Below are 11,267 nucleotides of genomic sequence, written 5' to 3'. Positions count from 1 at the left end.
CCGGTTACATTCCGAACCCGGAAGCTAAGGCTCTTTGCGCTGATGGTACTGCAGGGGGGACCCTGTGGGAGAGTAAGTCACCGCCGGACTTCTTTACAACACATGTTGTGTGTTGCAGGTTGAGAGCCCTGACCGTTTCACGGTCGGGGCTTTCCTTGTTTAACGGCATTATTTGTGGTGCTGGTGCTGGTGCTGGTGCTGTGAGTGTTGGTGTTGGTGTTGGTGTTGGTGTTGGTGTTGGTGTTGTGAGTGTTGGCCTCACCCTTGGACGGGTGGGGCTTTTACTGTTTAACCCGGATGGTTAGCGCTCTAGGCCGGAACGCGCGACGAGTACCGCGATCTCGGTGCGGTTGCGGGCACCGAGCTTGAGCTGGACGTCCTGCAGCGTCGACTTGACGGTGGAGTCCGCGATGAAGAGGCGACGCCCGATCTCGGCGTTCGAGGAGCCGTCCAGGAGCGCGAAGGCGATGTCGCGTTCGCGCGGGGACAGCAGGTCCAGGCTCTGTTTTGCACGCTCCTGCGGGGCACCCGAGCCGCCGGCACGAACCCAGTCGGCCAGGTGCTTGGCACTGCGCGGAGACAGCGCCGTCTCGCCACGGGAGACCCCACGGATAGCGTTGGTAATCGCGTCGGGACCGTCGGATTTGAGGATGAAACCCGCGGCACCTGCGGCGATCGCGTCCACCACCCGTGGGCCGTCATCGAAGGAGGTCATCATCACAAACTGCGGAGGAAACGGCAGCGCCTGGGCGAGCGTGACCGCGGTCACCCCGTCGATTCCGGGCATCCGAACATCGATCAGAACGACGTCGGGTCGAAGCTGCGTGCACGCGGCCATGACCTCCGCACCGTCCATTCGGGAGCCCACCAGGCGCAGGTCGGCGGTGGCGGCCAGGATGCTTTCGACTCCGGTATGCACAAAGGGATCATCGTCGATCACAAGCACGTCAATGTGCTGAACACCCGCCGGGAATACATCGCTGCCTGAAGTCACTCCATGATTCTAGGGTGTTGGGTTGCCCGCGGGGTTGCGGACGGTCCACGGCGCATGTTTCATGACCCATTATTTGCCCAGGCCACCGTGGGTAGGCAGGGCTAGGGGGCGGCGGCGGCCGGCAGATCGGGGACCGCCGGTTCCGGGGGAATCCACGGGAGCCAGGCGTAAATTCCAAAGACGCCGTGGTCGTCGGTGCGTGCGGTGAGGGTCCCACCCAGAAGCTTGGCCCGCTCGGTCATGCCGGTCACCCCGTGTCCTCCGCCCACCGAGGTGGGCGTCAGGCCCTCCGGTGCGGGATTGGTGAGGGTAAGGGTCAGACCCGCGCCCGGACCGCCACGCAGCGACAGGGAGACCGTCTGCCCCGGCGCATGACGTCGGGCATTAGCCAGCGCCTCCTGCACGATTCGGTAGCAGGCATGCGCCACCCGGGGGTCACAGCCCGCGGCATCGGAGAGGAAGACATTGGAAATGATTCCGCCGGGGAGGGCTTCGGCGGCCTCGATCAGGTCGGGGAGATCCGCCAGCGAGGTCCGACCGGCGGCGATTCTTGAGCCCTGCGCCTGAGCCGGGTCACGCAGCACATCAACCACATAGCGCAGATCGTCCAGGGAGCGCTGTGCGGACTCGCGCACCACGCTTGCGGCCCCGGCCAGGGCGGTGTCACTCTCGCGTGCGTTAACCTCCAGGGCGCCCGCGTGCAGGGACAGCGTGGACAGCCGGGAGGCCAGGGTGTCGTGGATCTCCCGGGCCACCTCCTGACGCTCTCGCTGCCGGCTCACCTCGTCACTGAGGGTTGCCGCGCTCTGCCGGGTGTCCTGAACCTCGACCAGAGCAACATCGCGCTCCGAGCGTGCACGGAGCAGAAGACCGGTGGCAACAAAGGGCAGCATGAGTAGAAACACCGACAGCGGTACCGCCCACGGCAGGGTTGCGAGCACCTCGTCCGGGCTGGCACCCCGTCCGGCGAAGGTGGACATGAGCGAGTTTGAGGTCGACTGCGCATCCCAGCGGGTGGACACCCCGCAGGCCAGGGCGACGGCACCGGTCATGATCCACACCCAGGGCCCGCGTCGGCGGTGGAGGACAGAGACCAGGGCAATCAGCGCGGGAACCGGGGTTGAGGGCAGAAAAAGGGCGATGCCGGCGGCAATCGCGGTCACCAGATAGGGGTAACGGGTGCGCCAGACGAGCAGAATCGCGGCACCGATCATGAGCAGGGCACCGATGCCGGCCGCCAGTGCGATGCCCGGGCTGGTGGGCGGGATTCCCCGGTCCTCATTGCCGATGTGCTGACCAAACGGGAGCACCGCGAAGAAGATCCCCACGGCGACCCAGATCGTGGTGACCAGCCCACGCACAAACGCTCGGCCGCGTGACACGGCGGCATCGGTGTGTCGACGCCGGGGCGAGGAATCAGCCGATGGGAGCGGGGGTGGGGGAATGGTCATGTACCTCATCGTATGGCAGCGAGTCCCGTGCGCGCGGCCCCCGGGCGGCGGGAGTGAGGAGGGACACCATTCCCCCCGAACGGCGGGAGCGTCCGGCCCGTTTGGTGGGTGTGCGGGCATGCCCGTCGCTGGTTGGCTGGGAACCACAGCAAGACACGGCCCGGGTCGCCAGGACAACCGGATCGCCGCCCCAGACACGAAGGACACAACCGTCATGAGCATTCCCCAGAACACCCTCCCTGCACCCGATAACTCGGCACCGAACGCCGCGGCTCCGGCCAAGCGCCGGAACTGGTTCGCCCGTCACAAGGTCCTGACCGTTCTGGGCATCATCGCGGCCATCATCGTCATTTCGAGCATCGCTGCCGGTGGCGGTGGGAAGTCCAAGCCCGCTCCCGAGGGCAAGCCTGCGGCCGGAGCACCGGCGGGTGAAGAGGTTGCCGGAGAAAAGCCGGCCGAGGAGAAGCCCAAGGACACGCTGCCCGGGATCGGCGAGGCCGTTACCGCCGGATCGATGGAGTTCACCGTGACCGGTGTCGAGGAGGCGGGAACCACCGTGGGCGGTCAGTACCTCTCGGCCACCGCGCAGGGCCGTTTTGTTCGGGTTGCCCTGTCGGTAAAGAACGTTGGTGACAAGCCCGAAACATTCCTGGTCAACTTCCTCAAGATCGAAGACGCACAGGGGCGCAGCTTCAACGCCGACAGCAGCGCGACCATCTACGACACCAGCTCCGCCGACACCTGGATCTCCGAGATCAACCCGGGGAATTCCGTGACCGGATCAGTCATTTTTGATCTGCCGGCGGACGCCGAGCTCAAGACCCTGAGCGTGTCCAACTCGGTCTGGGGTGGCGCAAAGAAGATCGCCCTGGGCTAGGTTTTATCCCTCATTCCGGCCGTCCCTCGGGGCGGCCGGAATGTTTTGCGTCTGTAACGTTTGTGTTAACGACGCAAAAAACACTTGTTGTTAATTTGTTCGTAAGCTTTACTAACAAACATGACTCATGGAGTAGACACCGATCGCAACGCAGCGACGGGGCGCGTGCCCCGCGCCGGCGGGGGCCTGCGTGGGCTGCGCCCCACCGCCAAGGTTCTCCCCGAGCATGCCCGGAGTCACAACCGTTCACTCGTTCTTCAGCAGCTCTACCGCACCGAGGGACTCAGCCGGGCCGACATTGCTCGCAGCACCGGCCTTACCCGGGTCACCATCTCGGACCTGGTGGGCGAGCTGATCGGGGAGGGCCTGATCGCCGAACTCGGACAGCGCGAGGATGCGCGTCCGGGAAAGCCCGCGACCCTGCTCGCACTCAACGTCCACGCGTTCCACCTGATCGGGATGGACCTCTCCGACAAGGTGGCCTTCCACGCCGCCCGGTTTGACCTCGGCGGCACGATCATCGAGCGCATCTCCGCTCCCCGTGGCACAGCGGTGGGCGAGGACGCTCTGGAAATCGTCTATGCGCTGGTGGAGCGTCTCCTGCGCGATGAGACCTCACCGATTCTCGGCATTGGCGTTGGCAGCCCCGGTGTGGTCGACGGCGAAGGCCGCATCCGCACCGCCCCAAACCTCGGCTGGCACGACCTGCCGCTGCGCGATCTCCTGGCCGCACGCTTCGCCCTCCCCGTGACCGTCGCCAACGACGCCAACGCCGCGGTGCTCGCCGAGCACACCTTTGGGAGCCAGGACGCCGCAAGCGACCTGATCCTGATTCAGATCGGTGCCGGTGTGGGTGCCGGACTGATCGTGGACGGTGCCCCGGTTTCGGGCAGCCGCTCGGCCGCCGGTGAGATCGGCCACGTTGTGGTGGGCACCGACGGCGGTCCGCGCTGTGCGTGTGGCAAGGATGGCTGCGTCGAGGCCTGGGTGGCCGCCGGTCGCCTGGCCGAGCAGCTTGAGCAGGCCGCCGATCCCGCCGCCGCCGAAACCCTGTTGGCAGCCGCCGGTGAGCGCCTGGGTATCGCCCTGGCCCCCGTGGTTGGTGTGCTCAACCTCTCCGAAATTGTCCTCAGCGGACCCACCACACTTCTCGAGGGCGCGTTTGCGAACGCGGTGCTCGAGACCATTCGTCAGCGCACAATCAGCGACATCCATGCTGAATTGACGCTGCGTATGACCGCGCTAGGCCAGGACATCGTCCTGCGTGGCGCGGCCGTCCTCGTCCTCTCCGGACAGCTCGGAGTTTCATAACCGAGAACTCAAAACCGATCACATGATCACCTCGTCACACCAATTGTTTAAGGAACGCATCATGAAGAAGAAACTGGGAGTACTGGCCCTCGTGGCCGCGTCGGCCCTGGCTCTGACCAGCTGCGCAAGTAACGGCAGCCCCGGATCCAGCGAAGCATCCGATGCCAACATTCGTGTCTGGCTGGTGGGTACCGACACCCCCAAGGAAGCGCGCGAATACCTCGTCTCCACGTTCGAAAAGGAAAACCCCGGGTCAAAGTTGACCATCGAGGAGCAGTCCTGGACCGGCCTGGTGGACAAGCTCAACACCAACCTCTCCGGCAGCGACAGCCCCGACGTGGTTGAGGTCGGAAACACTCAGGCCGCGGCCTTCACCTCGGCCGGTGCCTTCCTCGACCTGACCAAGGACTTCGACGAGCTCGGCGGCAAGGACCTGCTGCCCGGCTTCGTGGAGGCCGGTAGCTACGACGGCAAGTTCTACGCCGCCCCGCTGTACTCCGGTGCACGCCTCGTCTTCTACAAGAAGGACGCCCTCGCCGCCGCGGGCCTGGAGGTTCCCACCACCCTCGCCGACTACGTCACCAACGGTAAGAAGCTCGCTACCGACAACCCCGGTAAGTCGGGCATCTGGTGGCCCGGACAGGACTGGTACAACGCCCTGCCCTTCATCTGGGAAAACGGTGGCGATGTGGCCACCTTCAAGGATGGCAAGTGGTCCTCGACCTTCTCGAGCGAGAAGTCCATCGAGGGTCTGAAGCAGGTTCAGGACGCCATGGTTAACGCCTCGCGCGCCCCGAAGGACGGCAAGGAAGACAACCCGCAGGTTGGTTTCTGCGACGGCACCAGCCTGCAGCTCTCGGCACCGAGCTGGGTCAAGTGGTCGATCCTGGCCAAGGCCGACTCGGAGACCCCGGGCTGCCCCGACCAGGAAGAAAACCTGGGCGTCTACGCATTGCCCGGTAAGGACGGCGGCGCCGCATCGGTCATGGCCGGTGGATCCAACATTGCCGTTTCGGCCAAGTCGAAGCACCCGGAACTGGCGGTCAAGGCGCTGAAGATCATCCTCAGCGACGAGTTCCAGACCATCTACGCCAAGGGCGGACTGGTTCCGGCCAAGCTGTCGCTGGCCAAGGAGCTCGGCACCGATGAGGTTGCCAAGGCAACCGCCGAGGCCGCCGCTCACGCCCGTCTGACCCCCGCATCGCCCAAGTGGGCCGATGTTGAGGCTGCCGGTGTGCTGCAGGACTTCTTTGTGAAGATCGCTCAGGGCGGGGATGTTGATTCCCTGGCCAAGGAGCTCGACAAGAAGATCGACGGCATCCTCAACGGCTAACGCCACCCGGATCGGCCGCACAGTCGCGGCCGATCCGCTCCCAGCTAGCCGGCCGGGGACCACACACCCCGGCCGGCTTCCCCCTCCCCACCCGCTTCACCCCGTAATACCCCGGCGAACCCGATCGAATCCCCTTCCGGTCCCATCCCCACACTTTTTCAACGAAGAGAGTTTCAGATGTCTACCCTGAATAGCGCCCCACCGCGGGTGCCAGACGCGCCGGAGGAGGCCCCGGCGACCACGCCGGCGGGCGGCAAGGCGAACGCGCGCGGCCGCTTCGGTGCCAAGTTCACCCCGTACTCCCTGCTGGTGCCGTCGATCGTGGTGCTCGGTGTGGTGATCGGTTGGCCGCTGATCAACCTGATCATCATGTCGTTCCAGAAGTTCGGCCGCGCCCAGGTGTTTGGTGCCCCGCCGGAGTGGATCGGCTTTGGCAACTACGCCAAGGTGCTCGGCGACCCCACCTTCTGGGAGGTCCTCGGCCGTTCGCTGCTGTTCTGCCTGGTCTGCGTGGTGATCACCATGGTGCTGGGAACCCTCATCGCGATGATGATGACCCGCCTCACCAAGTTCTTCCGCCTCCTGCTCTCGGTGGGTCTGCTGCTGGCCTGGGCGATGCCCGCGCTGACCGCAACTATCGTCTGGGGCTGGATCTTTGACACCGACTACGGTGTCATCAACAACGTTTTGGTGAACGTGTTCGGACTGGACTTCCACCAGCACTCGTGGCTGATCGACCCGGTGAGCTTCTTCTTCGTGGCCGCGATCATCGTGATCTGGGGTGCCGTTCCGTTTGTGACCTTCACCGTGTATGCGGGCCTCAGCCAGGTCCCCGACGAGGTGCTTGAAGCCGCCTCGCTCGATGGTGCCGGTTACCTGGCCCGCTTCCGGCTGATCGTGTTCCCGTATCTCAAGTCGATCTTTGTGGTGGTCACCATCCTGCAGATCATCTGGGACCTGCGGGTGTTCACCCAGATCTACGCGCTGCAGGGTATCGGTGGCATCAAGGAACAGACCAGCACCCTCGGTGTGTACATTTATCAGACCTCGCTCGGTAGCGGAGAGTACGGCATCGGTGGTGCCATCGCCGTGATCACGGTGATCATCCTGATGGCCATCTCGCTGTACTACGTCCGCCAGAGCATCAAGGAGGAAGAGCTGTGACCAGCCAAACGGCCCTCGGCCCGACCCTGCGCGGGACCACCCCGCCGTCCAAGCGCGTGACCTCCGGTGCCCTGCGCCGGCGCAAGACCACCACGGTGGTGCTGAGCATTATCGCCGTGATTATCTTCCTGTGCGCGGTGTTCCCGGTGTACTGGATGATCAACACCTCCTTCCAGCCCAACAACGAGATCCGCTCGACCACGCTGCACTTCTGGCCGGATAACTTCACCCTGCGCAACTACTACACGGTGCTCTTTGAGCCCGGCCGGACCCCGTTCCTGCCGGCCCTGGGGAACTCGCTGATGGTGACCCTGCTCACGGTGACCGTGGCACTGGTGTTTGCCTTCCTGGCCTCGCTCGCGGTGACCCGCTTCCGCTTCAAGAGCCGCAAGGCGTTCATCCTGACCATCCTGATCATCCAGATGATCCCCGCCGAGGCCATGATCGTCTCGACCTATCGGGTGCTGGATGGTTGGCACCTGCTCAACACGATTGCCGGTTTGACCCTGGTCTACGTGGCCACCGTGCTGCCGTTCACGATCTGGACCCTGCGCGGGTTTGTGAACGGTATTCCGGTGGAGCTCGAGGAGGCCGGCATGGTCGACGGGCTCTCGCGTTCGGGTGCCTTCTGGAAGATCACCTTCCCGCTGCTGGCCCCGGGCCTGGTGGCCACCGGTGTGTTCGGATTCATCCAGGCCTGGAACGAGTTCCTGCTGGCCCTGGTGGTCAACTCCCGGCCCGACATGATGACCCTGCCGGTGTGGCTGCGTACGTTCCAGACGCTTACTGGAACCACCAACTGGGCCGCCATCATGGCCGGATCCACCCTCATGGCGATCCCGGTGATCGTCTTCTTCTTGATCGTTCAGGGCCGAATGACCAGTGGCCTGGTCTCCGGTGCCGTGAAGGGATAACCATGACCAACTCCTCCCTCAGCCCCGAGGTTCTCCGCGCGATTTCCGCGACCATGCTCCCGGGCTTTGACGGCCCCGAGCTGCCCGACTGGCTGGCCGCGCGCCTGCGTGCCGGCCTCGGCGGGGTGTGCCTGTTCTCGATGAACATCGAATCCCCGAGTCAGCTCCGGGAGCTGACCGCGGCGATCCTCGACGCCAACCCCGACGCGGTTATCGCGATCGATGAGGAGGGCGGGGACGTCACCCGCCTGCACCACCAGACCGGCTCGCCCTTCCCGGGCAACGCGATCCTCGGCAAGCTGGGCGATCCGGTGGGCACCGAGGGCATCGCCGCCCGGGTGGGATACGAGCTCGCCGATGCCGGGGCCACGATGACCTTCGCCCCGGACGCCGACATCAACTCCAACCCCAACAACCCGGTGATCGGGACCCGCAGCTTCGGCACCGACGCCCACGCGGTGGGTGTCCACACCGCCGCCTGGGTGCGCGGGGTGCAGGGCCGCGGCATCGATGCCAGCACCAAGCACTTCCCCGGCCACGGCGACACCGAGAACGACTCACACCTGTCGCTGCCGGTGATCGACCGCTCGCTCGAGGAGCTGCGTGAGCGCGAACTGATCCCGTTTGTGGACGCCATCGCCGCGGGTACCAACACGATCATGACCTCGCACATCATGCTGCCGCAGGTGGATCCCGAGCACCCGGCCACCCTGTCGCGTACGATCCTGCAGGACCTGCTGCGCGGCGAGCTGGGCTTCACCGGCGTGATCGTCACCGACGCACTGGATATGACCGGTGCCAGCGGCAAGACCGGAATCCCCGAGGCCGCGGTGCGGGCGCTCGCCGCGGGCTGTGACCTGCTGTGCATCGGCAGCAACAACACCGATCCGCAGATGGGGGAGATCGAGGCCCATGTGGCCGCGGCGATCGAATCCGGTGTGCTACCCGCCGAGCGGGTACTCGAGGCCGCCGAGCGCCTGCGTGTGCTCGCCGACCGCGGACGCACCCTGCGGGCCGAGGCCGCCTCGCAGCCGGTTCCCGACACCGCCTGGCCGACGCCCGCCGCGGTGGCCGCTACCTTTGATGTGCTGCCCGGAGTTTCCCTGCCCACTCCGAGCCCCGAGGCGCCGGTGCACGTGGTCACCGTCGAGGGCGTCCCGAACATCGCCGTGGGCCCGCTGCCCTGGGGGCCGCACTCGGCCCAGTCCGCCGAGGCACGCGACGCGGGGCTGATCTTCCACCTGGTGGATGGCACCGACCTCTCGGGCGCCGTGGCCGAGATTCCCACCGGCGTACCGATCGTGGTGCTGGGGCAGAACAACCACCGTGGGGAGCGGGTGCAGGCGGTCCTCGCCCTGCTGCGCGAGCGCGGCGACGCCCCCTCCACCGTGGACATGGGCTGGCCCGCGCCCGACCGTGCCGACGCGCAGATCGCCACCCTGGGTGCCTCGCGCCTGGCCGGGGAGGCGTTCCTGGAGCGCTGGCTCAGCGGTGGTTTCGCGGCGGAAGAGGTTCCGCGATGAGACTGGGGATCGACGTCGGCGGCACCAAAACCGCCGCGGTGGTCCTCGATGACAATGATGTGGCGGTCGAGGAGCTGACCCGCCCCACCGGCTATGGCCGCGACCAGGTGCTCGCCTCGGTACTGGAAACCAGTGCCGAGCTGGCGCAGCGGGTGGGCCTCACCCCCGATCGCTTCGCCTCGATCGGGATTGGGATCCCCGGGGCGGTCAACGCACAGATTGGCCGGGTCGAGCACGCGGTCAATCTGGGCCTGGACCGCTTCGATCTGGGCAGCGAGGCCGCCGCGCGGCTGGGCACCCGGGTCTCGGTGGAGAACGATGTCAACGCCGCCGCGGTGGGTGCCTACCGCTATGTGGCTACCACCGGGGGCGACACCTCCCTGGGCACCGACGGGCTCGCCTACCTCAACCTGGGGACGGGCCTGGCCGCCGGAATCGTCCTCGACGGACACCTGCGTCGGGGCAGCTCGGGGGTGGCCGGGGAGATCGGGCACATCCCCGTGGATCCCGGTGGGGTGATCTGCTCCTGCGGCCAGCGCGGCTGCCTGGAAACCGTGGCCTCGGGCTCGGCGATTGCCCGCCAGTGGCCGACCACCGGTACCTCACCGGTCCACGATATGATGGCCGCAGCGGCCGCCGGAGATCCGGTTGCCGGTCGGATTCGTGCCCTGCTTTTTGAGGGGGTGGCAACCGCCGTTCGCATCCTCACGCTCAGCGTGGATGTGCGCACGGTGGTGCTGGGCGGAGGCGTCACCAGCCTCGGCGAACCCCTGTTGTCCGGCGTGGATGCGGTGCTAAACGAGTGGGCCGAGGCCTCCCCGTTTATCGCCTCGCTGCGCCTGGGTGAACGCATCCGTGTGATCCCCAGAACCCACCCGGTGGCCGCCGTTGGCGCCGCCCTCATTGGAGTTTCAAACAGTGTCTGAAGTATTCGTTGTATCGGGACCGGTCGAGGCCGGGGAGTACGTAGCCGAAATTCTGGCCCGTGCCATCACCACCAATCCGGAAACCGTGCTGGGCCTGGCCACCGGTTCCACCCCACTGCCGATCTATGCGGCGCTCGCCGAGAAGGTCCGGACCGAGGGAATCGATGTATCCCGGGTCAGCGGATTCGCGCTGGATGAGTACGTGGGTATCGATCCCACCCATGAGCAGAGCTACCACCACGTGATCGACGCCGAGGTGACCCAGACCCTCGGCCTGGACGCATCGCGGGTGCACGTGCCCTCGGGCAACCCGGAGACGCTGGAGTCGGCCGGGACCGCCTATGAGGAGGCCATTCGCGCCGCCGGCGGGGTGGATTGGCAGATCCTGGGAATCGGGGCCAACGGGCACATCGGCTTCAACGAGCCCGGCTCCCCGCTGGACTCGCTGACCCGTCGGGTTCCGCTGACCGAGCAGACCCGCGAGGACAACGCCCGCTTCTTCGAGACCATCGACGAGGTGCCGCGACACGCCATCACGCAGGGTGTGGGCACGATTCTTCGCGCCGGACACCTGTTCCTGCTGGCCTTCGGGGCACACAAGGCCGATGCCGTGGCGCGTGCGATTAACGGGCCGATCAGTCCCGAGATTCCCGCCTCCGCCATCCAGTCGCACCCGCACGTGACGGTGCTGCTGGACGCGGCGGCCGCCGCCGGTCTGGCCCCCGCCGATTACACCGTGGTCGAGGGTGCCGTTTCCGCCGTGTAGACTAGACA

10 protein-coding genes and 1 rRNA gene are annotated in these 11,267 nt (G+C 66.1%); 9 read left to right on the top strand and 2 right to left on the bottom strand.

The window, feature by feature from the left end; translation table 11 throughout:
* Positions 1–89, top strand: a 5S ribosomal RNA gene (rrf, locus tag M2390_RS08855); the annotation flags it as partial.
* A gap of 212 nt (positions 90–301) precedes the next feature.
* Here rrf and M2390_RS08850 read toward each other — a convergent pair.
* Positions 302–994 (bottom strand): response regulator transcription factor, encoded by a 693-nt coding sequence (locus M2390_RS08850; protein WP_259178062.1) that lies wholly within the window; start codon positions 992–994, stop codon positions 302–304.
* 101 nt (positions 995–1,095) lie between these two features.
* On the bottom strand, positions 1,096–2,445 hold the full coding sequence (locus tag M2390_RS08845) for a sensor histidine kinase (protein ID WP_259178061.1): 1,350 nt from the start codon (positions 2,443–2,445) through the stop codon (positions 1,096–1,098).
* Positions 2,446–2,659: 214 nt separating this feature from the next.
* Here M2390_RS08845 and M2390_RS08840 point away from each other — a divergent pair, with 214 nt between their 5' ends.
* From M2390_RS08840 to M2390_RS08805, 8 genes are all read left to right on the top strand, one after another.
* On the top strand, positions 2,660–3,322 hold the full coding sequence (locus M2390_RS08840; protein WP_259178060.1) for a DUF4352 domain-containing protein: 663 nt from the start codon (positions 2,660–2,662) through the stop codon (positions 3,320–3,322).
* A 120-nt stretch (positions 3,323–3,442) separates the two neighbouring features.
* Positions 3,443–4,633: an ROK family transcriptional regulator gene (locus M2390_RS08835; protein WP_259178059.1), complete on the top strand. Its 1,191-nt coding sequence runs from the start codon at positions 3,443–3,445 to the stop codon at positions 4,631–4,633.
* A 61-nt stretch (positions 4,634–4,694) separates the two neighbouring features.
* Positions 4,695–5,966, top strand: coding sequence for an extracellular solute-binding protein (locus tag M2390_RS08830; protein ID WP_121689577.1), 1,272 nt, complete (start codon positions 4,695–4,697; stop codon positions 5,964–5,966).
* Between the two features lie 177 nt (positions 5,967–6,143).
* Positions 6,144–7,130, top strand: coding sequence for a carbohydrate ABC transporter permease (locus M2390_RS08825; protein ID WP_259178058.1), 987 nt, complete (start codon positions 6,144–6,146; stop codon positions 7,128–7,130).
* 95 nt (positions 7,131–7,225) lie between these two features.
* Positions 7,226–8,044, top strand: a complete 819-nt coding sequence (locus M2390_RS08820) for a carbohydrate ABC transporter permease (RefSeq protein ID WP_370581458.1) — start codon at positions 7,226–7,228, stop codon at positions 8,042–8,044.
* Positions 8,045–8,046: 2 nt separating this feature from the next.
* Entirely contained in the window at positions 8,047–9,567 is a 1,521-nt protein-coding gene (locus M2390_RS08815) for a glycoside hydrolase family 3 protein (protein ID WP_259178057.1), read from the top strand.
* Entirely contained in the window at positions 9,564–10,493 is a 930-nt protein-coding gene (locus M2390_RS08810) for an ROK family protein (RefSeq protein WP_259178056.1), read from the top strand. Before M2390_RS08815 ends, M2390_RS08810 begins: the two co-directional genes overlap by 4 nt.
* Positions 10,486–11,259 carry a glucosamine-6-phosphate deaminase gene (locus tag M2390_RS08805; protein ID WP_259178055.1) on the top strand — a complete coding sequence of 258 codons (774 nt, stop codon included), beginning with the start codon at positions 10,486–10,488 and terminating at the stop codon, positions 11,257–11,259. The genes M2390_RS08810 and M2390_RS08805 overlap by 8 nt, the downstream gene beginning before the upstream one ends.
* Positions 11,260–11,267 lie beyond the last annotated feature (8 nt).

Source organism: Mycetocola sp. BIGb0189 (assembly GCF_024810155.1).
Taxonomy (GTDB): Bacteria; Actinomycetota; Actinomycetes; order Actinomycetales; family Microbacteriaceae; genus Mycetocola; species Mycetocola lacteus.
Note: the sequence above shows the minus strand (reverse complement) of the source record. Positions and strands in the feature narration are given on the sequence as shown.